The organism is Microvirga massiliensis (assembly GCF_001006805.1).
Classification (GTDB): Bacteria; Pseudomonadota; Alphaproteobacteria; order Rhizobiales; family Beijerinckiaceae; genus Microvirga; species Microvirga massiliensis.
Map to the genome: position 1 here is coordinate 143,905 of NZ_LN811361.1, position 25,966 is coordinate 169,870.

The window sequence follows — 25,966 nt, forward strand, 5'->3', positions numbered from 1 at the left end:
ATGGGCTGCCACCGCGCCAGCGAGCACGCCGCGCATCGCGTGATGGTTCAGGTCTGCGGGAGTTCGTGCGAGATTGATCGTGGAACACGAGTGCCCCCGAAACAATGACACTCATGCTTTCGAGAGTACATGCGCATATCCCGCCTTCTGATCACATTGACCTGTGAGGGATGCGCGGGCGCACAAGGTTCGGCAACCTGAATCAGCTCCACCGAAAGACACCTCACCTCCCTGCAAAGCTCTTCTCGCCATGCAACCAGCGTCTCATGACTCCATTTGCTACCGAGACCCCGGCTGCGAGAATCAGTACCGCCATGAGGCCGCGCATCGCGCCCGCGAGAAATGCCGCATCGAGACTCGGAAATGGAAACTGCATCAATTGCTCTCCGCGCTCGACCATCCAATGCCAGCCGGTGTGAGCCACAAGCGCTGACAGGATGATGATGCCGAGCCGCTCGGGAAGTGCATGCCGGAAGAGCAACCCCAGCGCCGGAACCAGCATGACGAGCAGCATGAGTTGGCCGATCTCGATGCCGAGATTGAACGCGAGCAGTGAAGTCAGGAGGTGATCACCGGCGAACTGAAGAGACTCGCGCAGCAGGAATGAGAACCCGAAGCCATGCACAATCCCGAAGGCGAAAGTGACGATCCACCGCCGCTGAGTGTTGCTGCCGATGATGTTCTCCAAGGCCATGTAGACGATCGTGACGGCTATCAGTGTTTCGATGAGCGGTGGAAACCACAGCGCATCCGGCACGAAGTTGAACGCGGACGCGATCAACGAGATCGAATGCGCTACCGTGAAGGACGTTACAATGATCGCAAGTGGTTTCAGCTGCCGGAACGGGATGACCAGGCAAAACAGGAAAAGGAGATGGTCAATGCCTCCGAGAATGTGCAAGAAACCCGAGGCGGTAAAGTTGAGTGCCGCCTGATACCAGCGCGGGTCGAGGTATACTAAGCCCGGGTCGCCGTGAAACTCGAATGCCCGCGCACCGCCTTCCGGCGGCAGGAACCGGAGCGCCGTTGACACTTTCTGCCCGAACCGGTCCACTCGGGGATGGATTGCAAATGCCGAGCGGTCGGATCCGATCTGGTATTGGAGCAGCACGTCGAGCATCTGCTGGTTCCAATAGAGATCCAGGTCATCCGAAAGCGGGGGCCCCGCTACGTGGCTTCGTGCCTGCTCGTAGGACGTGAACGATCTGTCAGACGGGAGCGACACGCGCGCGTGCACGATTTTCGGCGGGGCAAGTCGGGGGCCGTTCTCGTAGAGATCGAAGTTGCCTATCAGCCAGATTTTCGCCGCGTTGCGCAGAGCCTCGTCGGCGCGCGAAACATCGAGATAGCCAGGACCACGGGTGGGAAAGTCCGTGTCCTGCATGGCGAGCAACGGCACCCGAATCAGTAGTTCGAGTGCTTGGCCGGTCGGCCTCAAGAAGGCGTTGATCCTTACATCGGCAGGGATGTCATGGGCAGTAGCGCTGACGGCGAACAAGAAGCCCAGAAACATGGCCATGCCCCCTGCTGCCTTGCGCAGGATAGTGAGCCCTTCGCCCAACCTCACAAGCGATCCTCCCGAGCAGGCGGCGCGGCGGCAAGCCACCCCGACAGATTCTTTTTGTACTGACAAACGGGATTGTTGCGCACATACTTTAGAGAAGTCCAGTGGCGTTCCACGCGTGACTTCAGTCGCCGGCCTGCTGCTCTCGCGGATTGCCAATAGCTGCCGGACAACATGGGTGGATTCATGATTACGCTCCAAGGACGCGGCAAATTCCTCTACGGTATGGCGTTGGCAGCGAGCATCGCTGCCCTGGGTGTGGGTCAAGCGGTATTACAGGACAAGGCCGAGGCCCAGGGCACGGAGATCCAGGCGCCCAGGTTCGAGGTCGATCCGTTTTGGCCCAAGCCGTTGCCGAACAAATGGCTACTTGGTTCGGTCATCGGGGTCTGGGCCGACGAGCAGGACAATATCTGGATCATCCATCGCAGCTCATCGACACTCCACAACAACGAGAAGGGCGCAGAATTGAATCCGCCGATTGCCGAATGCTGCCGTGGTGCACCTCCGGTGCTGGTATTCGACCAGGAAGGGAATCTGGTGAGAGCCTGGGGCGGTCCTGGCGAGGGCTATGAGTGGCCTCAGTCAAACCACGGGATCCATATCGATCACAAGGGCAATGTCTGGATCGGCGGCAACGGCGAGAAGGATGCCCACATCCTCAAGTTCACCAAGGATGGTAAGTTCCTGATGCAGGTCGGGGGAGCCGGCAAGAATGCCGGAAGCAACGACCCTGAGAACTTTGGGCGCGTCGCCAAGATCTGGGTCGATCCGAAGACCAACGAGGCATATCTGGCCGACGGTTATCTCAACAAGCGCGTTGCGGTCCTCGACGCGGAAACAGGCAAGATGAAGCGCTACTGGGGCGCCTACGGCAACAAGCCAGACGATACGGACCTCGGACCGTACGATCCCAAGGCTCCGCCGGCACAGCAGTTCCGCAATCCGGTGCACTGCGTCGAGCGTGCCAACGACGGTCTTGTCTATGTCTGCGACCGCGTGAACAATCGCCTCCAGCTCTTCAACGCAGATGGCAAGTTCGTGAAGGAAGCCTTCTACGCGAAGGATACGCTGGCCGCGGGCGCCGTGTGGGATATCGCGTTCTCAAAGGACCCTGAGCAGCGCTATATCTTCATGGCGGACGGCCAGAACGAGAAAGTACGCGTGATTTCCCGGGAGACGCTGGAGGAGTTGGCCTCGTTCGGGGAAGGCGGCCGCCAACCCGGACAGTTCTACGGCGTCCACAGCATCGCAAGTGACTCCAAGGGCAATCTCTACACGACCGACACTTATGAAGGTAAACGGGTCCAGAAGTTCGTGAACAAGGGTGTCGGCAACATGCCGCGCGGACATCAAGGCGTCCTCTGGCCGAGGACCTAACCCGAGCCTCTGCTGGCCAAGGACGGCGCCGGCGACTACCCGGCGCCGTCCTTGGCCGCGGTGCTTCGCTCGGCATGCAGAGCCCGGTCAACGACGCATGAAGACTATTGGATGGGATTACGACGGCCATCCCATCCGGTATGCGTCGTCGCTTTGATGCCCGGCCTCTTAGGAGCGGGCTTGCCGGAACTGAGAGTATTGCAAACCCCTTCCACACATGGACCAGTTGTATTCAGATGGTTATGCGACCTTCGCCGAACCAAAGCTGGATATGAAGTCGTTCAGTCGCTGGCCCTGAATCAGGATATGGTCCCGCAGGCGCTGCTCCGCCTTTGTGGAATCCCCGGCGAGAATGGCCTCAACGATCTTCTGGTGTTCGGCCAACGAGTTGGAGACGCGATGGCGGGCGCGTAGCTGAAGCCGGCGATAAGGTTTCAGGCGAGTATGAAGTTGCCGGGCCTGTTCAGCCAGATAGGCGTTGTGACAGGCCTCGTAAATAACTTGGTGGAAACGCTCGTTGGCGTAGTAGTAGCTGTCCGAGGCGCCATCCTTGGCTTCTGCGACACATGCCTCGTGAGCCTCGACAAGCTTACTGCGCTGCTCATCCGTAATCCTGCGCGCGGCCAAAGCGCCGCACATGCCTTCCAGCGCCGCCATGGTCTCGAAGCGCTCAATAATTTCCTTGAACCCGAGGCTCGCCACGAATGCGCCACGGCGCGGCTGTAACTCGACCATACCCGTCGACGCAAGTTGCATGAGTGCCTCGCGGACGGGTGTGCGCGAGACCCCGAACCGGCTGGCTAGGCTCTGTTCATCGAGGCGTTCACCCGGTTTGAAGTGCCCGGTCACAATGTCCTGCTCGAGTTGATCTCTTAGGCCTTCGGCACGACGCATCCCACCCTCCGGTCAAGTTTCCAGCATTATACACCGTATCCTCCGATCCGTCTGCCGCATCATGTAACACCGTTACCTAATACTTACATGCGGTTTTTGTATACGAAATCCTTGACCAAGGATGCGATATGGTCTATTCGGAGCACAACATGAGGGAATTTCGGGCCTGAACGTCATCCCCGCCGAGGCTGCGCTTCGGTCCGCGACGAGGCCGACGATCGGAGGAAACGGCTCGTGACGCCTCAATTGATCTCCATTTATGCGCTTTGCGCCATGTTCGTGGTTGCCACCATCTGGCCGGTGAACATGGGCGTGCTCGCCTTTGTCAGCGCCTTCCTGGTCGGCACTCTCGCGGCCGGCATGCAAACGAAAGACATCATCGCCGGCTTCCCGGGAAGCCTGTTTCTTACCCTCGTCGGCATCACCTATCTGTTCGCCATCGCGCAGAACAACGGCACGATCGACTGGCTGGTTCGGCTTGCCGTCAGGGCGGTGCGCGGCCGGATCGCGGCGATCCCCTGGATCATGTTCGGCATCACCGGGGCGCTGACCGCCGTCGGCGCGGTCAGCCCGGCCGCCGTCGCGATCATCGCCCCGATTGCCCTCGGCTTTGCGAGCAAGTACGGCATCAATCCCCTGTTGATGGGCCTGCTGGTCATCCACGGCGCGCAGGGTGGTGGATTCTCGCCTATCAGCATCTACGGTGGCATCACCAACACGATCGTCGCGAAGGCCGGGCTTCCGGTCAACGAGCTATACACGTTCTTCGCAAGCCTCGGCGTCAACCTTGCGGTGTCGGTGCTCCTGTTCTTCCTGATGGGTGGGCGCAAGCTGCTCGCCGCGAGGGCCGGTGTCATCAATGGTGTGACCGTCCCGCACGTGGAAGTGGCCGTTCCGCAGCGCGGGCCGCAGGCCTTCGGGGATTCGGAGGCGGAGGCGCTTACTGAAGAGATGATGCTCGAGGAGCACCGTGGCGATCCGATCGTTGAAGATCATCCCGAGAAGGAACAGGTCGGCGGATCCCAAGCCTATCAGATCCTCACCCTGATTGGGCTGATCGCCCTGGCGGTGCTGGTGCTGGCCTTCAATCTCGACATCGGCTTCGTCGCTATCACGATCGGCCTTGCCCTGTCGCTCATCGCACCGAACCTGCAGAAGCGCGCCATCGGCCAGGTAAGCTGGCCCGAGATCATGCTGATCACCGGAGTCAGCACCTACGTGGTCGTCCTGGAGAAGATGGGCACGATCTCTTTCGTCGGTGACAGTGTCGCGGGTCTCACCTCACCGCTGCTGGCGGCCCTGCTTCTCTGCTTCATTGGAGCAGTGGTCTCGGCATTCGCCTCCTCCACGGCCGTATTGGGCTCGCTCATCCCGCTGGCCGTGCCATTCCTGCAGGCGGGCACCGGCGTCGACGCGGTTGGCTTCATTGGTGCGATGGCGGTCTCTTCGACCATCGTCGATGTCAGCCCCTTCTCGACGAACGGCGCTATCGTGCTGGCCACCGCGAAGGGTGTCGACCGAGATGCGTTCTTCCGCAAACTCATGGGCTACGGCGCCCTGGTCACGGTGGTGGCGCCGATCATCGTCTGGCTCCTGCTCATCGTGATCTAGCCGGGCCACGCCACTCCAGGGCGGCCCCGGGAGCCGCCCTGGCCGCAGCCTCCGTCCAACGCGAGCGTTCACCACAAGCAGGCCTGAGGTCCACAGATGAGCACGAGCTTCTTCCAGGATATGCTGGGTAGCATCGCCGAACGCGGCCGTTACCTCCTCGACCACCCGGCCACTCGGCCGGTGAGCGACAGGATCAGACGCACGGGCTCCGCGAAACCCGTCGAGACCATCGAGACCCTCTCGCGCTCACTCCTGTCAGGACGCGGCGAGGCCTCCGGCGTTGCGCTGGCTCGCCAGGTGCTCGATTTCTACGCGAGCCTTCCAGTCGAGGAGCGGATCGCGTTCTTCCGCCTGCTCGCCCGTGACTTCGGCCCCGATCAGCAACGCCTCCGCGATGCCTGGAGCGATTACGACAAGACCCCGACCCCCAAAAATCTCCAACGCCTGCTTCGTGCCGTCGAGCCACCGCGTCAGGAGCTGTTCCGCCGTCTGAACCTGGCACCTGGTGGCACGGGCGCCTTGGTCACCATGCGGCAAGACCTTCTTGAGCATGGCGGGAACGACGCCGATCTCGCCAGCGTCGACGACGATCTCGTTCACCTCCTCTATTCCTGGTTCAATCGGGGCTTCCTGATGATGCGGCGCATCACCTGGTCGTCGCCGGCCGACATTCTCGAGCGGATCATCCGCTACGAGGCCGTCCACACGATTCAGGACTGGGATGATCTGCGCCGCCGAGTCCAGCCTCCCGACCGCCGGTGCTACGCCTTCTTTCACCCATCTCTCTTCGACGAGCCTCTGATCTTTGTCGAGGTGGCGCTGACAAAGGACATTCCATCCTCGATCCAGGAGATTCTGGCCGACGGCCGAAAGGTGCTCGCCGCAGAACAAGCGACCACGGCGGTCTTCTACTCGATCAGCAACTGCCAGCCGGGCCTTCGCGGCATCTCGTTCGGCAATTTCCTCATCAAGCAGGTGGTCGAGGACCTTTCTCGCGACCTGCCGTCACTCAAGACCTTCGTCACCCTCTCACCGGCCCCAGGCTTCGGCCGCTGGCTCGAGCGTATCGCGGAGGATCCCACGGAATTCGGCCTCGAAGGTCTCGACACCGCACCCCTGGCGCTTCTCGAGAATCCCGACTGGCACCGCGATACCACGGTCGCGGAACAGCTCTGGCCACTCCTGATGAGTCTTGCTGCAGCCTATTACCTGAGGGCAAAAACAAAGAGCGGCCAGCCGCTCGATCCGGTCGCCCGCTTTCACCTCGGCAACGGCGCGCGGCTGGAACGCCTGAATTGGCTCGGAGACACCTCGGCCAAAGGCGTGCGCGAAGCCGCCGGCCTGATGGTCAACTATCTGTACGACCTGAACACTATCGAGGCCAATCACGAGGCCTATGCGAACCAAGGCATGGTCGCCGCCGCGCACGCCATTCAGCGTCAAATCCGCGACCTCACATCCAACGCCGCCAAGGAGGCGCGTCATGTCTGAGAACCTCTTCGCCATCTTCCGCGGCCGCTTTCCGGCCGATCTCTCGAAGGTGTTCTTGGAAAGACCCAACGGCTCCGTGGTCACCTATGCAGACCTGACAGCTCTCTCCGGGCAGCTCGCGAATGCGCTCAAGAGACTCGGCGTCAAGCCCGGTGACCGGGTCGCCGCGCAAGTGGAGAAGAGCGCCGAGGCGCTGCTCGTGTATTTGGCCGCCTTGCGGGCAGGCGCGGTCTACCTGCCCCTGAACTCCGCCTACACGGCTGGCGAGATCCGCTATTTTCTCGGCGACGCCGAGCCGACCGTGTTCGTCTGCCGGCCCGAGGTCGAAGCGGAGATGAAAGCACTGGCCACCGAGGTCGGGGTGCCGCGGGTCGAGACGCTCGGATCGAACGGAGACGGCAGCTTGATGGAGGCAGCCCGGGCAGAAGCGCCCGAATTCGAAGATGTTGTGCGCACAGGCGATGACCTCGCCGCCATTCTCTACACGTCCGGCACGACGGGCCGCTCGAAAGGCGCGATGCTGAGCCACGGCAATCTCGCGTCAAACGCCGAGGTCCTCCGGGACACGTGGCGCTTCACGCCCGAGGATCGGCTTCTGCACGCGCTGCCGATCTTTCACACGCACGGCCTCTTCGTCGCGACCAACATCACCCTGATGACTGGCAGCACGCTGATCTTTCTTCCGGGCTTCAACGCGAACGAGATCATCCGGCTTCTGCCGCAGGCGACGGTCATGATGGGCGTGCCGACCTTCTACACGCGCCTTCTCGCGCGGGAGGATTTCACGCGCGACCTCGCCGCCCGTATGCGCCTGTTCGTCTCGGGCTCGGCGCCCCTCTCCGCCGAGACCCACAAGGAATTCCAGGAGCGCACCGGGCACGCCATCCTCGAGCGCTACGGGATGACCGAAACCAACATGAACACCTCGAACCCCTATGGCGGGGAGCGGATCCCCGGGAGCGTCGGGCTCCCGCTGCCCGGCGTCGAGATCCGCATCGCAGACCTGCAGACCGGCCGGGCTCTGCCGCAGGGCGAGGTCGGCGTAATCGAGATCCGCGGTCCGAACGTGTTCAAGGGCTACTGGCAGATGCCCGAGAAGACCAAGGAAGAGTTCCGGGAAGACGGCTTCTTCATCTCTGGAGATCTCGGCCGCGTCGATGAGCGGGGTTACATCTACATCGTCGGGCGAGCCAAGGATCTGATCATCTCTGGCGGCTTCAATGTGTATCCGGCCGAGGTCGAGGCCGTAATCGAGGCGATTCCCGGCGTGGCCGAATGCGCGGTAGTCGGCGCTCCGCATCCCGACTTCGGTGAGGGTGTGGTTGCTGTGATTGCGCCTAAACCAGGTGCACATCTCGATGAAAAAGGCGTTCAGACCACGCTCGCAAACGAGCTCGCCAAATACAAGCAGCCCAAGCGGGTTTTCATCACCAATGACCTGCCGCGTAACGCCATGGGAAAAGTTCAGAAGAAGGACCTGCGTGACCAGTATGCAGGCGTTTTCACGGCTGGCGGCGCATCTTGAGCAATACGGCAGCTTTACGCAGATCCTATTGCGGTGGGCGGGAAACCGTGGAGGGCGGAGTAGTACTCACTCCTCGTCCAGGAGTGAGCTCATGACATAGTCGGATGAGATCATCATTCGGAATGGAGGAAACAAATGACGACGTCCGAATTGAACTCGAGGAGCAGCAGCGACGACTGCCCCACGAGCAATCTCTCTCCCAATCGGCGCTCGGTTCTGAAATTGGGGGCGGTAGCAGCCGCGACACTGGTCCTGGATAATGTGAGATCAACAAACATGGCATATGCTTGGACCCCCAATGATATCGTGAATATGGATGGAGCAACACTTTCGGACGCGATCAGAACCAGGCAGGTTTCTTGCGTCGAAGTCATGTCCGCCTATCTCGATCACATTGATCGCATCAATCCGAAGGTGAATGCGATCGTGGCACTGCAGGATCGTCAAGACCTGCTGCGGCAGGCTCAAGAACGGGACAATCAAATCAGTCGAGGCGAGTATCAAGGCTGGCTGCATGGCTTTCCCCAAGCAATCAAGGATCTCGAACCGACCAAGGGCGTTGTCAGCACTCAGGGGTCTCCACTCTTCAAGGGCTTTGTCCCGCAAGTCGACTCGATCATCGTCGAGCGTATGCGGCGCGCGGGCTGCATCGTGATCGGAAAGACCAACGTCCCCGAGTTCGGGCTCGGATCGCAGAGCTACAACCAAGTCTACGGCACAACATTGAATGCTTACGATCCGTCGAGAACCGCTGGGGGCAGCAGCGGTGGCGCCGCAGCGGCTCTGGCCTTGCGAATGCAGCCTGTCGCAGACGGCAGCGACTACATGGGCTCGCTCCGAAATCCTGCTGCGTTCAACAACGTCTTCGGTTTCCGCCCGGCCTATGGCCGGGTTCCCAGCGAAGGGAAAGATGTATTCCTGCCGTCGTGGAGTGTGAAAGGCCCGATGGCCCGGACCGTGCCCGATCTGGCAATGCTGCTGTCGGTTCAGGCTGGATACGACCCACGTGTGCCGCTCTCCATTCGCCAAGATCCGCAACAATTCACGAATCCGCTCAAGCGCGACTTCAAGGGGGTTCGAGTTGCCTGGGTCGGAGATTTCAAGGGCTACTTGCCTTTCGAGCCGGGCGTCCTAGACCTTTGCAGGAGCGGCCTGAAGGCGCTTGAACAAGTCGGATGCTCGGTGGACGAAGCGATCCCGGATTTTCCGATGGATCAGGTCTGGCAAAGCTTCGTGACCATTCGCTGGTGGCACACCAGCAACGGGCTTGGAGACCTGTATGATGATCCAGTGAAGCGGGCGCAGCTGAAACCCGAGGCAATTTGGGAAATCGAGAACGGCCGAAAGTTGACCGCCCGGGAGGTTTTCGCTGCGTCAGCCGTGCGTTCCGCCTGGTATCAAGCGGTCCGTCAGTTCCTCGACAGATATGAGTATTTCGTACTCCCCACGGCGCAGGTCTTCCCCTTTGACGCCAAGACCCACTGGCCCAACCAAGTGAACGGTCGCCAGATGGATACTTATCATCGATGGATGGAGGTCGTGGCTCCTGTCACTCTGTCCGGCTGCCCCGCTTTGAGCGTGCCGGTTGGATTCAACGATCAAGGGCTACCGATGGGAATGCAGATCGTCGGGCGCAATCAGGCCGAGTTCAGTTGCTTGCAGCTTGCGTTTGCCTATGACCAGGCAACGAACTGGGTCAACAGGAAAAAGCCACGTCTTCTGGAGAGCGCCTGATCAGATGGACTGATGGAGCGGTTCGCGCGAGAGCCGGGCGGGACGGCCCGTCCGGCTCTCGATAGACCAGCTGCGACAGCTCGGTGAAGCGCTGGGAGCGCTCACCGTACCGGAACTCCGAACCGCCAGGACAGCCGGTGCTCGAATTCAGTGTTCACCTGCGTGTCAGATTGCCTGTGACGAGCAATCGCGAACCTTATCGTCTGGCGGTGAGCCCTTGCGAGCGCGGTGAAGATCCGGCGGAAGACAGAGACGGATTGGGCCGCATGCGCTGGGCACTCTCGCTGGACATCGGCATCGTGACGAGAGGCAGCGCGGGAAAGGAGTCGGGAAGCCATGGTTCACCTCCGAAGCTGTGGCTCAGTGATGCAGGCGTCCCCTCCCTTGGCCTTATATAGGGTCTTATTGCTGCGCTGCAACATTCGGTCGGTCGAGAGTTGCGTGAGGCCCGCGGCCGCGGCCTATGATAGGCTCAGGAACCCCGCGAGGACGCCCCGAATGTCGCCTGACCGCCTCTCCCGCCGCACGGTCGCCTTCATCAACATCGCACACGCGCTCGACCACTTCGTGCTGCTGATCTATCCGACGGCCGTGATCGCGATCACGGCGGAAACGGGACTGTCCTACGCCACCCTGATTGGCCTTTCGACGGGAGCGTTCGTGGCCTTCGGCCTGTTCTCACTGCCGATGGGTTGGTTTGCGGATCGCCTCGGACGCCGCAATCTCCTGGCCACTTTCTTTGGCGGCTGCGGAATCGCCTGCCTCGGGCTCGCGACGGCGAGTTCACCCGCGGCCTTTGCGATCTGGCTTCTCGTGCTGGGCCTGTTCTCGGCGATCTATCATCCGATCGGCACCGCGATGCTCGTGACGCATGCACGGCGGCTCGGACGAGAGCTCGGGATCAACGGAGTGTGGGGAAATCTCGGCGCAGCCACAGCCTCGGGCATGACGGCCCTTCTGTCCGCGAGCCTTGGATGGCGCGCCGCATTCGTCGCTCCAGGTCTCGTCTGCCTTGCCGTCGGGGCCGCTTTCCTTCTGCTCGTGCCCCACGAAGGCGATCGGGAAGGCCAATCGGGCAATGCTACGAGTGCCATCCCGGTCGCCCGTCCCGTCATTCTCCTGCTGCTGTTCGCGGTCGCGATTGTGGCGGGTGGAATGACCTTCAACATCACGACGATCGCTCTCCCAAAGATCATCGACGAACGTGCGGGCGCCGCCCTGCCCCTCGTCCTGACCGGTTCGCTTGCCACGGCCATGTTCGTCTTCGGCGCGCTCACGCAACTGCTCATGGGACGCCTGGTCGACCGCTTCACGCTGCCGACGATCTTCGCCGCCCTGTCGGTGCTCCAGCCCCTCGGGCTCGGCCTCGCGGCCCTCACGATCGGTGTGCCGATGCTGCTCGGCCTGGTACTCGCGATGGCGGCGATCTACGGTCAGGTCGTCGTGAATGACGCCATGGTCGCACGCTACGTCCCGGCTCGATACAGGGCGAAGGCCTATGGCGTGCGTTATTTCCTGGGATTCACGACCAGCGGTCTCGCAGTGCCCTTGATCGCGCTCCTCCACGGGTCGAGCGGCTTCGGCCTCGTGTTGGTTGCCGCCGCGAGTTTCGGTGCTGTGATCTTCCTGTGCTCGCTGGCCTTCTTCCTCGTCGCTCAAGGTTCACCCGCGCGACCGGCGGTGGCGCCGGAATAGGCGTCGACATAGCAACGAGCCCGATTCATGGGCATCGAGATCGAGCCTCGCCCGGATTGGCCGGGGACCATCCTATGGTGTGGAGCTTCCATGTCCGTTGGGCGGACTGATTTATCGGCCGGCCAAGCGCAGCGACGTATCCTCGACATAGTCCGGATCCGACTTGCGCGCGAAGCCGCTGCGCCAGGATAGGGAGAGTTCCGCGATTTGCGATAATCTCCTCGCAAGGGCCGGATCCAGCCGCGGATCGAAACGGGCGGCGATCACTATCGAGAGTGGCCAGCCAGGTTGCGGGCGCTCCATGAGGATGACCGGATCGCCCGCCCGGACCAAGCCCTCCCGGAGAACCCGATAATACCAGCCGGTCCGCCCGGATTTCTGAAAGCGCGCTGCCATGTCTTCCCGTCCGACGTGAGTGGACAGCTTCCAGCAGGGCAGGCGCCCCTGCGTCACCTGAACGAGCGCCTCGCCGATCCGGATGACGTCACCGACGCAGACGTCGTCTTCCGTGATGTCCAGGATGGAGACGTTCTCGCCGAAGCCCCCGGCGCTAACTTGTCCGAAAGCTCGGGCATCTGCCGCTTCCAAAACTCGTAATGCTCGGCTGCGTAGTGATGTAATGCCTTTTCAGGACCGCCATGAACCGACCGGTCGGCCTGCTCGTCACCGCGAAGTCCCATCTTCGTCAACCAGTGCTCTCCATCGGTGCGCCCCTTACCGATTGCACTCGCCGGCCTGCCTTCCCAGAGAGAGACGGCCTTGCCAATGAACACGGCGCCCTGGGTCAGCCCGGCAGGAAACGGCATTCGTCTCTCGGGTATACGGCAATGCTCCTTCCCGGCTTATTGCCGCTTTCCGCTGGCAATTCAAATCCCTGGCGTGGACTCGCGAGTTGCCTCACCACGGATGGTGCAACGAGCTGCGACGCCCGGGTCGCGGCTTGCCCGTCCCACCGCAATTCCGTCCTTGCGAGCCGCAGGCGAAGCAATCTACCCGTCGACTGGTGCGCTGCAGGATCGCTTCACTTCGTTCGGAATGACGAGGAGTATGCATGGACGTTGCGAGAAAGGACAGCCGCGGAACTTGTCCTCCATGATGAAGGCCAATCACACGGGCCGCCATGCTCCTGTCAAGATGCATCAGCCACTTCTGCAATCGGCAAATCGCTCGGAACGGCGATATCGCCGATGCTGAAGACTGAATCAGATTGCACAGCAATCTCAGGCCTCATTGAATCAATCTGCATCATCGCCCAACATGCACCCGTTACCATCATCAGCGTGGAAGAATGAATGGGAGTCTGCGCATGATGAGATCGCCTCCAGCGGCACGCTAGAACACCGCATCGCTGTATAGACAGCACCCTCGAAAGCAGGTGCGTGCAGATAAGCAGGCTCTCCTGTTAGCAGGAGAGCCAAAACGCTGTTGTCTTTCTCACGAGATCTGAATGAGCGCTGCTTGTTTCTCGCTTTGACGGAAGCTGGGCTTACGAGTTGCGTGGAAGCCTCATCCGGCAGAAGTGCAGCACACGAGTGCGCTTCGATCAGAAGCCGAGCATGGCTTTTGCTGGGCCGGTGTCCTCCAGTGCGACTACACTCCGAGGCGCCGCTCGAACCAAGTCCGGGTGACTCGGAATCATCTCGGAGGCACTGGCGACCCAGAGTTAATTTTGTGGCTCACCCGACCCGCCGACGAAAATGGCAACGGAGACGATGACCCAGATACCTAAGGCCAGAATCGATGCGCCGACTGTATCAGATGACATGGTAAGTCCTCCTCACCGCACTGAATGCGCGCACGAAGCAATTTGAGATTACGGGCAAGGAAGCAGCCAATTCTTCTCTCATTTGGGGGAAGTTGAGCTGGAATACCTATTTCCGGCACTTGGTATCGCCCGGAAACGAGAAATCAGCACTAAAGTTTAGCAGAACTATCGCGCTGCTTTGATTTCATTCGCTCTCGGAGACAACAGCCAAGCGTGTCAGGAGCGCGACGAGTTCTGCCTGCCGGTGCGTGCCGGTCTTGGCGAAGAGAGCCTTCATCTGGGCACGTACGGTGCTGACCGACACTCCCGTGTCATTTGCAATCTCTTGCAAGCTGCTCCCGCAGAGCAGCCGGTTTGCAATGCGCGCCTCAGCCTTGGTCATCTCGAAAACCTGCTGAAGAATGGCATCGGACGCCTCGACGCAATCCTCTGGGTCCACCAGAATCAGGACGAGCGCGGCCCCGTCGATCTCGGCTCGTGCATCCGGATCCACCGGAACGACGTAAGCAATGAGAGGCCGTTTGTCCGGCCGGATCAGCCCCAGGCCCCGTCGCCGCCATTGCTTGTGAGTGCCGCCGTATTTCAGGTGCTGATCGAGCATTGTCTGAAAGAGCGCATCACACGTGCGATTATGCGCGCACAAACGACCGTTCTTGATAGAAACGCACTCGCCGAATACCCGCTCAGCCCTTGGGCTTCGATGCAGAACCCGCTTGTCGGCATCCAGGAGAATGCCGCCGCATTTCATTGCTTCGAAAATATGAAACAGAATGCGGACGAGCAGGCTTGGTGCGGGCGTGGCACTGAGCTTCTTGTCCATGAAAGGCTTCGGTGTGTTGATGGACCTGCGTACAAGATGTCACTGCCAAGCATCTCGGCATCCCCTAAATGGGGTACGCGGATCATATAGAACTTCGACGGACCTTGTTTGTTCCGATTGGACTCCGGATATAGAGGCGGGCTTTTATCGGAATTTTACGATGCGGAAGACGAGCCCGAACGGCTTTTACTGTCCAATACCAACCTAAGCCCGTTGAGATGTGGTGGGAGACCGCCGCACATCGACTTCTCGACGAGCAATGAAGAAGAACCCGAACTTGGCTCAGCGGCAACGGCTCGGGCCAGCCGACAAGGGGTGCTCGTAATCTCAGCTGCGAGTTGATCCCGGATCGCAAAAGATCCGGCGTTATACGTAGGGACTGATGCAATATCGGTATGGAACGTATGGCAAAGCCCTGAACGCATCAGATCCTTATTTGCCCCATATGGGGGATGCGCTAGCGTCCAATTACCTCCACGATGGATCTGCCCTTGACGGCTACAGGTTAACGTAAGTTATGCCGCTTCCGGCGCAGCCACTATCGTCGCACATCAAATGGCGCGTGCAAGGTGCAGGGAGAGTGTTATGGAGACACCCCAATCTCGCTCCGGTGAGGGGCCCAACTCTGATTACAAGGATACGCTGCAACTTCGCCCTGATGATCACGACTACATCGAGACGCTTCATCTCCGTCCTGATGGGACGATCGACTGTGACTACTACATCGAACGCTGCCGCCGCCGCATAGCCGAATCCGAAGCGCTACAGAGGAAGTGGGAGCGGCCTGAAGCTCATCCAATGTCGCATACAAGTGGATGGAGAACGACCGGTATTGCAGCAGTCGCTCTCGTGGTTGCAATGGCAGCTCTGCTGGTCTGACACACTCGAATCGAAAGGTCGAAAGCGAAAAGCAGAGAGCCTGCACGCAGGCGATGATGAACTGGCTTTTTCGAACATAGGTGAATAAAATCCTCTGCTCATCAAAGCAGCTTTCTTGCATTCACTCTTGCATTCCAATCCTCCAATCATGAAGGGGCACGAGAGCGTGACCGTATTGGTGTTCCTGTCCGCCTTCGTCGAGGTGCAACGAGACCTCGACCGTGCCCGCCGTGCGGTTGCGGAAGCCAAACTTGCCCTCACGATCTGTCGCGAGAAGCTGGATTGTGTTGTTGATCACGCCTTTGCGCAGCGCAAGTTTGGTCCCATCGAAACCCTGTTTCGAGAGGAGGAGGCTGCACGCAAGGTATGTGAGCGGGCCATGAAACACCTCGCAAGGTCAGAAGAGCGGTGGGTTTCCATGCGAGCCGCCTTGGCGAGTGAAGAAGAGCAGGCGCAGGCATGGCCGATACTACGCCATCGATTACACTGATCGGCGGAGAGGTCCTCATGGCAGGTGGTCATCCTTAGTAAATGCCCGATCGGGCCTCATGGCTTACGGTGAAGCATGCTTCACGAGACAGATAAAGCGGCAGCCACCGCGCTTATAGATCGCCTGGGACATCCTCCAAGGCTATGTAGATCAGTCCTACGGCATTGCCATTGTCAGCGCTTTCCCAAGGAATGACAAGGGACCCACAGCAACACTGATATGACGCAAAGGCGTCACGGTACTGACTCGAACAGTGTCCAATCATCAAACTGGTCCTACCACAGTGTCGGGTTCCCGACAGACCATGTGAAGTTCAACAGGTAATCGCTATCACCTCGTGGGTGTCCTGGCGTGCATTCCAGATCGAGCTGGATCGTATGGCGCGCGGCACACCCGCACTGTTCGAGATCAGAAATTCTTTTACAAGGAGCGAGACATGGCAGACACCCGAAAGAACGCAAGCGAGGCAGCCAAGGAATCCGCCGATGCTGGCCGCGAGGCAGTGGATGCAGCGGCAAGCGCAGCGCAGGATGCAACTGTGGTTGGGCTGGATGGTGTGCGGCGCGTGACCGAGCAGGTCACACAGGCTCTTGGCGTCGCTGGTCAGAATAACGAAGCAGTCCATCAGGCGAGCGAGAACCTCGGCGCGCTCGCCGAAACCAGCACTGTGCTGACGCGTGGCATCCAGGATGTCTCGCGTGAATGGCTGAGACTCTCGCAGCACGGGCTTCAGAAGAACATTGAGGGACTGACGCAACTGGCTCGCTGTCGGTCGATTCCGGACCTCGTCGCAGTTCAAAGCGATCTGCTCCGCAACAATTGGCACTACATGATCGACGTGAGCCGCTGGGCGGCCCAGTGCTCGATCGAGATCATGAACGAGGCTGCCGAGAAGATCGGCAGTGAGACGAAACAGGCCGCTGATCGCACGCGCAGAGCAGCCTGACGGATTGCGTCCATACAGTGTGAGAATGCGAGAGCGCCCCACAAGGGCGCTTTCCTTTGTCGTGCTCGGAGCCCCGGCAATCTTAGGTCGACTACAACGCACGCTGTGCGCTACGCAGCCTCAGCCCCAGCCATTCGATGCGCAGAGAATTCTCGCCGGGGTCGCCGCCCTGCTGAGATCACGGTCACGACGGCGCTTGGTGAGTGCACCGCGTCCGACAGGCGAGAACCCAGCGAGAGAGACTGGAATAACAGCTTGGCTGCGAGATGGTTCAGTAGCTCTGACGCGCTCCCGCGCGGTCTGGACGCGCCAGAGTATCGAGGGTGGCCGTGATCTCGTCCAACCGGCCCGGTTTCTCGATCCAGGGCACGTCATCGAGGTTATCTGTGCTCATCCGCTTCCGGTCATGGCCGGAATACACCAAAAATGGCAGGTGTCTGGCGCGTAACTCGCAGGTTAAGCCGAAGCAGAGCCCATCCTGGAGGGTCAGGTCGAGAATAGCCACGTCCGGCCGGGCATAGTCCAGACTCCCGAGGGCCTCGTGCTGGCTCGCAAAGGGGCCGATGATCCGATGCCCCTCGTCCTTCAGAGCATCAGCGAGAACAAGGCCGATCACAGCCTCGTCTTCAACGATCATGATCCGCAAGGCATCCGTGTTCGCCTGCATGTCGTCTCCTGTGCTGCATGATTCGGCGCGCAGAAGGTCGGTGCCGGATGCGACGACAGTGGGGCCAAGCTTTGTTCAGACGTAGCCCGAAGCGCGGAACGGACGAGAACGATCGACCGCACCGGGATCGCAACCGCACGGGGCCGAGCCTGTCAGGCCAGCGAGCCTCTAGGCTCAACATCTGATTGCTGGTCCTGAACAGGCGATTGCGCGAACCCGCGAACACCAAATAGTCCACGGACCAGCACTCTGAGGTGTGGCACGGGGCTTGCTTATCCTGAAAGACCATGTCTCAGGAGAGGCGAGATGAGCGTTTGTTCCAAGAACAGTGCCCCGGACCGGGAGGTCCTCTCTGCCAGCACCTATTCGCCCGCGATCCTACCCCGGCTGCAAACGACCCTGGCCGCTCTGGCGGACTTGGATCATGCCTACGAGGTAGACTTGGAGACCGTGACGGAGAGCGGGGTTCCTGATGCTATCAAGCAGGAAGTCATCAGGACGCTTCAGCAGCGCCATCAAGTCTCACGTGCCCCTTACGTCCGCCAGCTTGCAGCCCTCCACAGGCAAGCCGTGACGGCGGCGTTAGCCGCGCCCTGAAACACGCAGCGTAGGATTTGAGAGAAGACGCGCTTGCCTCTCAGGCGTGGTGCGAAGTCACTCAAGACGCCGTTCCATGGAGAACCAGCAGGCGTCGTCTCCAAGCGCCAGCCTTTCCATTTGGCGGCCGCCGAGGGTTTGTTCCGTCACCGGCTGCCGCTGCCGCCTGTTCGGATGACCGGGCCGCCAAAGGTGAGTACCGGATCGCGCAATTTCGCACTGGGCTTCGAAGCAGACGCGAGGCAAGTCCTGGTCAGAATTAATTCTGCCGCCGTGTCGGGTTCCCGACAGACAACCTGGAGTGCTGCCGGTAGGTGAGCCGTCCGGCATGCCTGTGCAATGCACGGCCAGAAAAAAGGCCGCCCTGATGAGCGGCCCGAAGTTTAGGGAGGAAACGCCCAAGAAGGGCACAACCGGGCGACGCCAATCGCCCTGTTGCAGCGCACAAACTAGTTCACATCAGAACCGATGGCAAGCCCGAGGGGCAGTGATGCCGCCCCACTTGCTTGCGGCATTGTGCCCGCGAGTGCGTTGTTCTGAGTGAAACGGCAAAGCTCATTCTGGTGAGCGCCAGCGCTCTCCCACTCGGGGAGATGCCCAAATCTGATATGCACGAGGAAACGCCATGCCCACCGAGAGTGAACGCCTGCCCTCCAGAGTGGCGGCGCGCGTGTATACGCCCGAGATCACACCGCTGCTGCAAGCGTTGCTATCGACGCTCGCCGACATCGACTTTGCCTATGAGAGTGACCTTGAGGTCATTCAGACCAGTGCAATCGATGAGGACCTCAAGCAGAGGGCCGTGGAGAAGCTCCAGCAGCAGCACTGGGAACGGCGCAAGCCTTACCTTCGGCAGATCGCGGCCTTGCAACACCGCATCCAGCCGATGGCCGCGTAGCTCAGGCAGCGGACGTGTAGAGGTAACACCACGCCTTCCAGCAATGCACTTTGTCGATGCCGTCCATATGGGAGGATGATGCCCGTCCCCTGAATGGCAGGATGGTATCACCAGCGAGCCGCAAGATGCTTCCGGTCTGCCCCAGTGTCCTTGACGGACGAGTTCCCTCAGGAGGCGATGAGCTTTCCGAGATCGCACGCCGTTCCTTGTTTCGCCGCATTGTAAGGCGAAGCTTCCAGGCTAGGTGCGACCTGCATGATGTTCCGATGTCCGCAGCAAGTCACCAGCCCTATCCGCTCGCTCGGGCGCAGGCCCTCGACACCTGGGCTGCGGGGCGCGAGCGCGCGATTGCAAAGCTCGCCAGTGAGGCAGACGCCCTGGAGAAATGCGATCTTGCCGAAGAGGCGGTCTCTCTCCGGCACGCAGTCTCACGATTGCAGGAGAGTGCGCGCCGGGAGCGCGCCGAAGCCGCCGCGCTCCGGGTGGCGTCTGACGTATGCACGGAGTAGGCTGTACTCCATCGTCCCCCGGCAGCGGGATTGATTTCATCGGCATGATGATCGAGATGGCGTGCTCGTAGATAAGCTAGAAATCTGCACTCCGCTTCAGCAAAATCGAACGCTTGTTGCACTACGTCAGAGGAGCCCTGAGCTTAACTCATTCTCCAAGAGGAGGGTGAATGAGGCTTTGCTCTCACGTGCGATTGAGGAATATGCCTTGCAGCGTCTGCATCGGCTAACTACGATCCCCTCTTACATCTCAAGAGCAACATCTCGGAGCGTTTGACTCCTCTCCATCAATTCGCAAGCTCGGGAAGTTTGGTCGTGTCATTCACGAACAAGCGATCCTCAACACGATTGAACTCGATTCTCATCTCGGGCTCGCCGACGCCACGTGGCACCGACATCGTAACTCTCTGACCCGACAGAAGTGTCGTGGTCAGGCGAACAGGTGTGGAGTCCACGCCCGATGCAAGCGTCGCCACCAATCTGTATCCGTCCTGCTCGACGGTGTAGTAGGCCGACCCTGAAACATCTCCCAGCGAGATGCTTGCGCCAGCCACGGTCTTGACCTCTGTGGCACCTGCCCTTGGTGGGACCAAGACGAGCCCGAATCCGACAGCGAATGCATATGCAGCAGTCAGTACGACGATCTTTCTCATGATCCATTGTCCTTCCCGGTGGTAAAGCGCTTCACGTTGCGGCGATCCGATCTCAACCTGCTCGTCGCGCAAGGGCTGGGAGGGTGCACGAAGTGGCAGAAGATGCTCCCTCCCCTGTGGGAGAACGAGACGTGGTACTCGGCTCTCAGGAATCGAAGCTGACAAACGGGTAGCGACGCTCAGCCTCGCGCATCATTTCCCTGGCTTCGATGAATACCTCGGGCAGCACTCTGATGAAGACGATGAGGCCCGAGAACAATTTCATGAAGTCCGGGCGGTTGGCTCCGCGCATCTCGAAATGCGCTGTGCGCGGATGAACGGCTGACGCTGGCATGATGCACTCCTGGCGAATGAGAACGCCCCTGAGTACTTCCAACTCGTCTGATGTCGTTGGTTATAGAGTGTTCGCGATGCCGCAATGCAGCAAGAACCACGCTTGCAGGGCCGCATGCTCCTCACGCATGGAACTTGCCGGAAATGCTTTCGAAGCATGCAAAGTATTCAGAAACCGTGCATCTCGCCTGCTGTTTGGGCAAATTTTGGCCGCGCGTCTCGGTTGTCCCGTCCCGTGTAGGTGATAGCCATTGTCGCGTGATGCCGCGCCGCACAAGTGGCTTGTATGACGGCCCGGCGTATTCTGCCTGACCTCCCGTCGGCTCTGTAAACCCGGTCGAAGAACGGATTCAGAGTGAAGCGAAGGAGCGAGTTGTCCGGCGCAGTGCATCACGGGCACGCAGGACGAAGGTAGTCGAGCATTCCTCACCCTCCGCCGCTCACGACCACGTGGCGCTTTCCCTTGTAGCGATCATAGCAGGCGCGATCCCAGAGGCGGAGAACGTAGAGGATTCCTCACCGGAAGCAGTCGTTACGGTGCCGCAGAGCCCAAGAAGGCTGAACGTAAGCGAAGCCCCCTGCCACTCCGGAAGACAGGGCAGCCCTGGAAGGGCCGTTTGTCAAAGACATTCTGGTGAGATTTGTAGGAAGGAGCCCCTGACGGAGAGTTGTTTGATGCAAAAAATCTCCATCAGATGTCCTTGAAACAGCCGGCATGTTTCGTTAGCTGCCGGGCACTTCACGTTAAACATCTATCGGTCGGCAGTGTCCGACCTGTCGTGAGAAGTTATCACATTACAGGATGGCTACTGTGGCCGATCAGGCAGGCTCCTCTCGAAGTGCCATCGAGCTTACGGCTGATATCATTTCGGCCTTCGTCAGCAATAATTCGATTTCAAAGACCGATCTGCCTGGGCTGATCAGTGGTGTGCATGCGGCCCTCCAGAATGGAAGCAACCCTAATCCCGCACAAGAACCCAAGCCCGCACCTGCCGTGCCGGTGAAGAAGTCAATCACCCTCGATTTCCTGATCAGCCTGGAGGACGGCAGGCCCTACAAGTCGTTGAAGCGACATCTCACTCGGCTGGGTCTGACGCCTCAGCAGTATCGCGAGAAGTGGAGCCTCCCGGCGAACTATCCCATGGTGGCTCCTAGTTACGCTGCGCGGCGCTCCGAACTCGCGAAGAGCAGCGGGCTCGGCCAGAGGCCCGGAGTAGCGGCGAAATTGGCTATCTCTTCTTCGAAGATCACCGCTCCGGCTGCGAAGAAGAGTGGGCGCAAAAAAGCCGGTTAGGTTTTTGAAGAACCGTCCCACGGCCAAGGCAGGCCGGAGGCTAACGATCCCGGCGCTTGCAGCGTGCGTTCTTCTGGATCTTGATAATCTGCTTGAGAAGCACTGCGCATCTTCGAGGAAAGGGTTTGAGGCGTACCCAGCTCAGGTCCACCATAGATTATTGCCGGAGTCATGCCGCCCACCTATGTTGCGGGTGCCAAGCTTTTCTACCTTTCGGACATGCCCGCCAAATCCTTCCTATCGGCGTCCCTGGCGCCCGAACTGGCCGCGTTCGTAGCCGCCAAAGTCGCCTTGGGCCGCTACCGCAGCGCCAGCGAGGTCGTGCGGGCTGCGCTTCGTCTACTGGAGGAGCGGGAGGGCCGTATGGAACGCGGTCAGGACCGGCAGGACCCGGCCAGGCGCCATGGATAGCAAATCACCTCCGCTCCGGCCTGATTTCCTCAAGGGCGGCGGCGAAATGGGCGCGCTCATTGGCGCGCTCGATTGGTCGAAAACCAGCTTAGGGCCGCTCTCTGGGTGGCCGCAGTGCCTTAAGACCGCCGTCAGCCTCATGCTGCCCGCGCAAGCGCAGATCGTGCTGTTCTGGGGGCCGGAGTTCGCTGCCCTCTACAACGATGCCTATGCCCTGACCATGGGCGACAAGCATCCAAGGGCACTTGGACGCCCGGCGCAGGAGAACTGGGCGGAACTGTGGGACGACTTGGAATCCCTGCTCCAGAGCGTGCTTCGCATGGGCAAGACGGTCTTTGCCAAGGATCGCCACTTCTACCTCGAGCGCTACGGCTACCCTGAGGACGTTTACTTCGACATCTCCTACTCTGCGGTCCGCGATGAGGGGGGCACGGTAGCGGGCGTCCTCTGCATCGTCAGCGAGACGACGGAGCGCATCCTAGCGCAACGCGCCCTGGCGAAATCCCAGGAGCGCCTGTCCTATGCCCTGAATGCGTCCGGCATGGTCGGCACTTTCGACTGGCATATCCAGTCAGATACTTTCTACTCCGACCCACGGTTCGCGGCGATGTTTTCGGTCGATCCGGCCAAAGCAGAAGAAGGTGCGCCACTCTCCGACTACCTCGCGGGCATCTTTCCTGACGACCGGGATCGCATCGCCAAGGCGATCAATCATACGATTGCGACCGGCGAGAGATACGCTCAGGAATACCGTCTCCTGCAACGGGACGGAACAGTTCGCTGGGTCGAAGCACGCGGCGAGTGCCTCTATGATAAAGAGGGCAAGCCGCTGCGGTTTCCCGGTGCCGTGGTGGACATCACCGCGCGCAAGCTGGCCGAGGTAGCGCTGCGTAAGAGCGAGGCACGTTTTCGCAAACTCGCCGACAACGCGCCCGTGATGGTGTGGGTCACGGAACCGGATGCGTCCTGCACCAACCTGTCCCGCTCCTGGTACGAGTTCACCGGCCAAACGCTCGAAACCGGTCTCGGCTTCGGCTGGCTCGATGCCGTGCATCCCGATGATCGCGTCTGGTCGGACGAAGTGTTTCTCGCCGCGAACACCAAGCGCGAGGCGTTCCGGCTCGAATACCGCCTGCGTCGGGCTGATGGCGAGTACCGGTGGGCGATTGACGCCGCCGCACCTCGTTTCGGTGCGGATGGCACGTTTCTTGGCTACGTTGGCTCTGTCATCGACATCACGGAACGCAAGCAGGCCGAGGATGCACTCCGCGGGAGCGAGGAGAAGTTGCGCGCTCTGTTCGAGCAGACCACGGGCGGAATCGCCCAGGTCGATACGACTGGATGCTTCCTGCTGGTCAACCGGCGCTATTGCGACATTGTCGGCTACACCGAGGCTGAACTTCTGGGGATGCGGATGCAGGATATCACCCATCCCGAAGATTTGCCCAACAATGCTATCCTTTTCCAGCAGATGATCGAAGCCGGTACCAGCTTCGTGATCGAGAAGCGCTATGTGCGCAAAGATGGTTCGCTCGTGTGGGTGAACAACTCCGTTGCTCCGATCCGCGATGCGGCTGGCCGGGTGCAGCAAGTCGTCGCGATGGTGATCGACATCACCGAGCGCAGGCGGGCCGAGCGCCTGCAACGCGTTCTGATGCACGAATTGAACCACCGGGTGAAGAATGTTCTCGCGACGGTCCAGGCCATCGCGCAACAGACCTTCAGAAGCGGCCACGGGGACGACGCGGCGCGGATCGCTTTCGAGGCCCGCCTGCTCGCTCTATCCAAGGCCCATGACCTGCTCACGCGCGAGAACTGGGACAGCGCCGAACTCTCGGAGGTCGTAGTCGAGGCGCTCGCGCACTACCGCCGCGAGTGTTTCGAGATCGACGGACCGCACGTGCGCCTGACCCCGAAGGTGGCGCTGGCACTATCCCTGGCGCTGCACGAGTTGGCGACCAATGCTGCCAAATACGGCGCTCTCTCGGTGCCCACAGGACGGATTGCGGTCACGTGGACGATGAATTCCGATGATCCGCCGTACCTCACCTTCCGCTGGCAAGAGCGTGGTGGCCCTGTGGTTTCGCCGCCGACCCGAATGGGCTTTGGCTCGCGCCTGATCGAGCGCAGCCTGGCCCAGGAATTAAGGGGCGAGGTCCGGATCATCTATGATCCCGCCGGGGTCATCTGCGATGTGAATGCGCCCCTGGCCGACGAGGGAGAGACTGCTGTGGAGAAGGCGGCCTGAATACGTGGGGAAACACCACCGCATATGATCCGATCAGAGGCGGATTGCCGCTTCGTCGGGATCACGACAGGCGTTGCGTCCCTCAGAAGGTATTTGCGGACTCAGCACCCATGAGAATGCTCCGGCACCTTGCGCAGCCGTACGGCCGCTTTGGTAGAACGCAAGTTCGAAACCGAGCTGCGCAATCTGGCCGTCTCTATGGCTACGGTATCAAAGGCTTCGTGCTCTCGATGGCCGAGACCGCGATCGAGGTGACGGACCAGTGCATTCCTGCCGAGGAATTCCAGACGATCCTCGCCTTCGGCCGCACTACGAGGGAGCACGCGGTCGAGGTCTTTGTGGGGGCACGGGAGGTTCTGGAGGCGCTTCGCGCCCGTGATCACGAGCTATGGCTGATTTCCAAGGGAGACCTGTTCGATCAGGAGAGCAGGATTGCGCGCTCCGGTCTGGCTCAGTTGTTTGAGCACGTCGGGATTGTCTTCGAAAAGGGTCATGCTACCCATGAGTAGCTTCTGGCGCGGCATAGCGTCGACCCGGACGAGTTCCTGATGGTGGGCAATTCATTGCGCTCGGATGTACTTCCGGTGATTGCGGCGAGAGCGCAGTCCGCCCACGTTCCGTATGAGATCACCCGGCGCACGAAGCCGTGGAGGCGGAGGAGAGCACCGGTTGCTGGACTGTTCCCAACCTGCGGACGCTTCTCGACGGAGCGTCCCCGTAGCAGAACGCACTCGCCCTCTCTGGGATTTTCCTGTCGGTCTGGATGAAGTGCCGATCTTGTTTTCCAGTGTGGCCCTTTCTGAGCGCCTCGAATCGAGACGATCTGGACGAGGAGACCTTTCGTTTACCCATTGAAGGTCTGTAACGGCGCGCCTGGGCCGCATCGTTGTTCGTTCCTCCTTCCTGCGCCAGGGCATGGTTTCAGCCACTGATTTAAGGAAACTGTCCTGGAGGGTGAGCGATGCCCTTTCGTCCAAGGAATATAACAATCACACTAGGGCAGGAATATTGAACGACGGAAGATCCAATGTCTGTCACATTGAGAGCACATGATCTCCGCAAAAAGAGCAACTACAATCATGTTGGAGCCTGCCTGAACAGGACCCCTGCCCAATCCTCCTTGCACGTATCTGAGTCAGATCGTGCGACGCAGGCTCCGGCGGTGTATCGTCAAATCAGAAATGCCCTCGGCGACGTCAGATCGTCCAAGTCGAGGCAGTCACTTTGGTACTGTGCCTGGCGAGTCTTCCGGTGAAGAGTCCGTCCGGGTCTTGGATCTGCCGTCGCCTCTTTCAGTAAATCGAGTAGTGGTTGCGCATGCGCGTGAACAGCTATTCTTGCATGCTTGTGCCGGGCGTGAACTGGTCGAGATTGGTGGGCGCCCGCACGATAGCCTTCTGAATCAAATCGTCGAAAATGCCCGTGATCGAGATCGCAAAGCCGCGATGGTGTGGGATGGCCCTCAGGATATCGCCTTGGATGTTAGCAGCTAGCGTCAAGACAAGCCTCGCAGAACCCAGCCAATATCAGCATGTGCACCAGTCTAGAGGCTGTTATGGACT

The 25,966-nt window shown here is 60.2% G+C and carries 23 protein-coding genes and 1 pseudogene; 15 read left to right on the forward strand and 9 right to left on the reverse strand.

Translation table 11 applies throughout. The annotated features are described in order from the left end of the window. Positions 1-223: 223 nt before the first annotated feature. Positions 224-1,831: a HupE/UreJ family protein gene (locus BN1233_RS43460; protein WP_147707630.1), complete on the reverse strand. Its 1,608-nt coding sequence runs from the start codon at positions 1,829-1,831 to the stop codon at positions 224-226. Between BN1233_RS43460 and BN1233_RS30300 the strand changes: the two genes are divergently transcribed. Further along, complete coding sequence (locus tag BN1233_RS30300; protein ID WP_052763995.1) at positions 1,790-2,944, forward strand: NHL repeat-containing protein; 1,155 nt, start codon at positions 1,790-1,792, stop codon at positions 2,942-2,944. The two genes, BN1233_RS43460 and BN1233_RS30300, sit on opposite strands and share 42 nt — an antisense overlap. A 240-nt stretch (positions 2,945-3,184) precedes the next feature. On the opposite strand, the gene BN1233_RS30305 is transcribed toward BN1233_RS30300, so the two are convergent. Then, positions 3,185-3,838 carry a GntR family transcriptional regulator gene (locus tag BN1233_RS30305; protein ID WP_046867393.1) on the reverse strand — a complete coding sequence of 218 codons (654 nt, stop codon included), beginning with the start codon at positions 3,836-3,838 and terminating at the stop codon, positions 3,185-3,187. Between the two features lie 273 nt (positions 3,839-4,111). Here BN1233_RS30305 and BN1233_RS30310 point away from each other — a divergent pair, with 273 nt between their 5' ends. The 5 genes from BN1233_RS30310 to BN1233_RS30330 all read left to right on the forward strand — a co-directional run bounded on the left by BN1233_RS30310 (position 4,112) and on the right by BN1233_RS30330 (position 11,894). Continuing rightward, positions 4,112-5,449, forward strand: a complete 1,338-nt coding sequence (locus tag BN1233_RS30310; RefSeq protein ID WP_425311756.1) for an SLC13 family permease — start codon at positions 4,112-4,114, stop codon at positions 5,447-5,449. 96 nt (positions 5,450-5,545) lie between these two features. Continuing rightward, positions 5,546-6,940, forward strand: coding sequence for a malonyl-CoA decarboxylase (locus tag BN1233_RS30315; protein ID WP_046867395.1), 1,395 nt, complete (start codon positions 5,546-5,548; stop codon positions 6,938-6,940). After that, positions 6,933-8,465, forward strand: a complete 1,533-nt coding sequence (locus tag BN1233_RS30320) for a malonate--CoA ligase (protein ID WP_046867396.1) — start codon at positions 6,933-6,935, stop codon at positions 8,463-8,465. Before BN1233_RS30315 ends, BN1233_RS30320 begins: the two co-directional genes overlap by 8 nt. 135 nt (positions 8,466-8,600) lie before the next feature. After that, complete coding sequence (locus tag BN1233_RS30325) at positions 8,601-10,199, forward strand: amidase (protein ID WP_244470809.1); 1,599 nt, start codon at positions 8,601-8,603, stop codon at positions 10,197-10,199. Between the two features lie 498 nt (positions 10,200-10,697). Next, complete coding sequence (locus tag BN1233_RS30330) at positions 10,698-11,894, forward strand: MFS transporter (RefSeq protein WP_046867397.1); 1,197 nt, start codon at positions 10,698-10,700, stop codon at positions 11,892-11,894. 111 nt (positions 11,895-12,005) lie between these two features. On the opposite strand, the gene BN1233_RS51265 is transcribed toward BN1233_RS30330, so the two are convergent. From BN1233_RS51265 to BN1233_RS43465, 3 genes and pseudogenes are all read right to left on the reverse strand, one after another. After that, complete coding sequence (locus tag BN1233_RS51265) at positions 12,006-12,290, reverse strand: MOSC domain-containing protein (protein ID WP_425311757.1); 285 nt, start codon at positions 12,288-12,290, stop codon at positions 12,006-12,008. After that, positions 12,264-12,700: pseudogene (locus tag BN1233_RS51270) on the reverse strand (MOSC domain-containing protein); the annotation flags it as partial. The pseudogene BN1233_RS51270 and the gene BN1233_RS51265, both read right to left, overlap by 27 nt. A gap of 1,143 nt (positions 12,701-13,843) precedes the next feature. Then, positions 13,844-14,479 carry a helix-turn-helix transcriptional regulator gene (locus BN1233_RS43465; RefSeq protein WP_052763982.1) on the reverse strand — a complete coding sequence of 212 codons (636 nt, stop codon included), beginning with the start codon at positions 14,477-14,479 and terminating at the stop codon, positions 13,844-13,846. Positions 14,480-15,524: 1,045 nt separating this feature from the next. Between BN1233_RS43465 and BN1233_RS47435 the strand changes: the two genes are divergently transcribed. Together BN1233_RS47435 and BN1233_RS30355 are read left to right on the forward strand one after the other, a co-directional pair. Further along, positions 15,525-15,848 carry a hypothetical protein gene (locus BN1233_RS47435; protein WP_147707632.1) on the forward strand — a complete coding sequence of 108 codons (324 nt, stop codon included), beginning with the start codon at positions 15,525-15,527 and terminating at the stop codon, positions 15,846-15,848. A 436-nt stretch (positions 15,849-16,284) separates the two neighbouring features. Then, positions 16,285-16,794: a phasin family protein gene (locus BN1233_RS30355; RefSeq protein WP_046867400.1), complete on the forward strand. Its 510-nt coding sequence runs from the start codon at positions 16,285-16,287 to the stop codon at positions 16,792-16,794. Between the two features lie 271 nt (positions 16,795-17,065). Here the strand turns inward: BN1233_RS30355 and BN1233_RS30360 are convergent, their stop codons facing one another. Beyond that, the gene (locus BN1233_RS30360) at positions 17,066-17,461 is read right to left on the reverse strand and encodes a response regulator (RefSeq protein ID WP_046867401.1); all 396 of its coding nucleotides are present in this window, start codon (positions 17,459-17,461) and stop codon (positions 17,066-17,068) included. A gap of 306 nt (positions 17,462-17,767) precedes the next feature. On the opposite strand from BN1233_RS30360, the gene BN1233_RS30365 reads away from it, so the two are divergent. The 3 genes from BN1233_RS30365 (at position 17,768) to BN1233_RS30375 (ending at position 19,465) form a co-directional block, all read left to right on the forward strand. Next, complete coding sequence (locus BN1233_RS30365) at positions 17,768-18,058, forward strand: hypothetical protein (protein ID WP_046867402.1); 291 nt, start codon at positions 17,768-17,770, stop codon at positions 18,056-18,058. A gap of 625 nt (positions 18,059-18,683) precedes the next feature. Then, positions 18,684-18,956, forward strand: a complete 273-nt coding sequence (locus BN1233_RS30370; RefSeq protein WP_046867403.1) for a hypothetical protein — start codon at positions 18,684-18,686, stop codon at positions 18,954-18,956. A 266-nt stretch (positions 18,957-19,222) separates the two neighbouring features. Continuing rightward, on the forward strand, positions 19,223-19,465 hold the full coding sequence (locus BN1233_RS30375; RefSeq protein ID WP_046867404.1) for a hypothetical protein: 243 nt from the start codon (positions 19,223-19,225) through the stop codon (positions 19,463-19,465). A gap of 287 nt (positions 19,466-19,752) precedes the next feature. On the opposite strand, the gene BN1233_RS30380 is transcribed toward BN1233_RS30375, so the two are convergent. Both BN1233_RS30380 and BN1233_RS30385 read right to left on the reverse strand, forming a co-directional pair. Then, a complete protein-coding gene (locus BN1233_RS30380) occupies positions 19,753-20,118 on the reverse strand; it encodes a hypothetical protein (RefSeq protein WP_046867513.1) in 366 nt (121 codons plus the stop codon). Positions 20,119-20,263: 145 nt separating this feature from the next. Beyond that, complete coding sequence (locus tag BN1233_RS30385; protein ID WP_046867405.1) at positions 20,264-20,452, reverse strand: hypothetical protein; 189 nt, start codon at positions 20,450-20,452, stop codon at positions 20,264-20,266. Between the two features lie 801 nt (positions 20,453-21,253). On the opposite strand from BN1233_RS30385, the gene BN1233_RS30390 reads away from it, so the two are divergent. The 4 genes from BN1233_RS30390 to BN1233_RS30405 all read left to right on the forward strand — a co-directional run bounded on the left by BN1233_RS30390 (position 21,254) and on the right by BN1233_RS30405 (position 24,913). Continuing rightward, positions 21,254-21,745, forward strand: a complete 492-nt coding sequence (locus tag BN1233_RS30390) for a Ros/MucR family transcriptional regulator (protein WP_046867406.1) — start codon at positions 21,254-21,256, stop codon at positions 21,743-21,745. 171 nt (positions 21,746-21,916) lie between these two features. Next, positions 21,917-22,156 (forward strand): type II toxin-antitoxin system ParD family antitoxin, encoded by a 240-nt coding sequence (locus tag BN1233_RS30395; protein ID WP_244470810.1) that lies wholly within the window; start codon positions 21,917-21,919, stop codon positions 22,154-22,156. Continuing rightward, a complete protein-coding gene (locus tag BN1233_RS30400; protein ID WP_046867407.1) occupies positions 22,149-24,404 on the forward strand; it encodes a PAS domain S-box protein in 2,256 nt (751 codons plus the stop codon). Before BN1233_RS30395 ends, BN1233_RS30400 begins: the two co-directional genes overlap by 8 nt. 116 nt (positions 24,405-24,520) lie before the next feature. Further along, on the forward strand, positions 24,521-24,913 hold the full coding sequence (locus BN1233_RS30405; protein WP_053086452.1) for an HAD family hydrolase: 393 nt from the start codon (positions 24,521-24,523) through the stop codon (positions 24,911-24,913). 822 nt (positions 24,914-25,735) lie between these two features. On the opposite strand, the gene BN1233_RS47440 is transcribed toward BN1233_RS30405, so the two are convergent. Beyond that, positions 25,736-25,903 carry a hypothetical protein gene (locus BN1233_RS47440; RefSeq protein WP_154678313.1) on the reverse strand — a complete coding sequence of 56 codons (168 nt, stop codon included), beginning with the start codon at positions 25,901-25,903 and terminating at the stop codon, positions 25,736-25,738. Between the last annotated feature and the right edge of the window lie 63 nt (positions 25,904-25,966).